Source organism: uncultured Candidatus Kuenenia sp. (genome assembly GCF_900696675.1).
Lineage (GTDB): Bacteria > Planctomycetota > Brocadiia > Brocadiales > Brocadiaceae > Kuenenia > Kuenenia stuttgartiensis_A.
Map to the genome: position 1 here is coordinate 1 of NZ_CAADGZ010000295.1, position 1,212 is coordinate 1,212.

1 tRNA gene is annotated in these 1,212 nt (G+C 38.7%); it reads right to left on the reverse strand.

Features of this window, described 5'->3' with window-relative positions:
• Positions 1–621: 621 nt before the first annotated feature.
• Positions 622–698, reverse strand: a tRNA-Pro gene (locus tag QZT26_RS17750).
• Between the last annotated feature and the right edge of the window lie 514 nt (positions 699–1,212).

Consider the following 1,212-nt stretch of genomic DNA (forward strand, 5'->3'; position numbering starts at 1 on the left):
AGATCCCGCGTCCGCGGCAACAATCACATGAATTATTAGAGGCATTACAGATAAAGTTGCCAGAAGTATTGCCAAGCCGGAACATACGGGTAGTCACTAGAAAAAAGCTTGCTGTTCGGCGTAAAAGCCAATAAATATAAGGCTTTTACGGCACTTTTGTTTTTTGACTTGGGGTGAACATCCGATGTAACATGTAGAGAACAAAAAAAACACTTTATTTTTTTTCTCTCTCTCTTTCATTACTACAGGGATACTCCCGCTCTATTTTGCTTGTTTTACTCATTTTTGCCCATTTATATGAAAATTCTATTGTTTTTTATCTTCTTCTCCACTTATTGACGGGAGCTTTTGGCACAAATCCTTGATCCGCGTCTTTCGTAGGGTGACTTTGACGTTGCCGTGGGTAAAGAATGCTTGATTTGCATTTTCAGATTATATGTGGTAGTGCAACCTGTGGCTAAATTTTATGTTTTAGTCATTTTATGCACACCTTTCACCAAGTCATAAAATAAAAGCTGTTGATATACTTGATAAAGTACTGAATAAAAAATGAAGTATACAAAAAGTATACAATTTTCAGTATTCAGGAAGTATATGGTAGTCGTAAGTAGTTGTCATTATTGGTCGGGGTGGCGGGATTTGAACCCACGACCTCTTGAACCCCATTCAAGCGCGCTACCAAGCTGCGCTACACCCCGACTTTGGGAATACTATCTTATTTTTCATCTATTATCAACTTTAAATCTCTTCATTAATAGATGTGTTATTTTTCTGAACATGAGATGAAGGGAAATTGTTCGGTGCTGCAGTGCGGTGCATTGCATTGCCTCTATTTTACAGAGGGACACTGCTTGATTTGTTTTTTATAAGGCAAAAAAAAATTAAGGCGGAGGTCGTGTAGACGGCAGGATTACTCCCGCCGCCTCACATAGAACCGTGCATGCAGTATTCCTGCACACGGCTCTTCAACGGATGTTCACCCCTGCCAAAACGCATAAGTGCTTAATACATAGTTTGTTAAGGCTGTATTTTTAATAAATATGTAGTCACTAATATATTGTTATTATACGACAATATACTTGACGGATAATGGTTGTTATCTGTACAATGGTGGACATGCATATTGTAGAGAACAAGTCAAAATCCGGTAAAAAAATCTATCGATCTACCCTTCTGCGGGAATCGTACCGTGAGGATGGGAAGGTCAAGAAA